This window comes from Oleiphilus sp. HI0086 (assembly GCF_001635225.1).
The window spans coordinates 1-339 of record NZ_LWFZ01000563.1; the positions used below are offsets into that span (position 1 = coordinate 1).

The 339-nt window shown below is 43.7% G+C and carries 1 protein-coding gene; it reads left to right on the forward strand.

Translation table 11 applies throughout. The features are described 5' to 3' along the window. Positions 1-339, forward strand: a 339-nt coding sequence (locus tag A3756_RS06790) for a transposase (protein WP_156490333.1), incomplete at both ends; no start/stop codon positions are given.

Sequence of the window (339 nt, forward strand, 5' to 3'; positions counted from 1 at the left end):
GCTACTGGATTTATCGATTGCTGACAAGCTTAGGCCATTGTTGCTATGTTGTTGCGCCATCACTGATTCCAAAGAAACCCGGACAACGCGTGAAAACAGATAAACGCGATGCACAAGATTTAGCTCGTTTGGTTCGTAATGGCGACCTTGATCCGATTTACGTTCCTGAACCCGCAGATGAAGCAATACGAGATCTATCTCGAGCACGTGAGCGTGCAATGCATGATTTGAATAATGCACGTTTCCAGCTAAAAGCCTTGCTGCTCAGAAACCATATTAACTATTCAGGCAAATCAAATTGGAGCTTAAAACACCTTCGTTGGTTAACAGAGATCATCT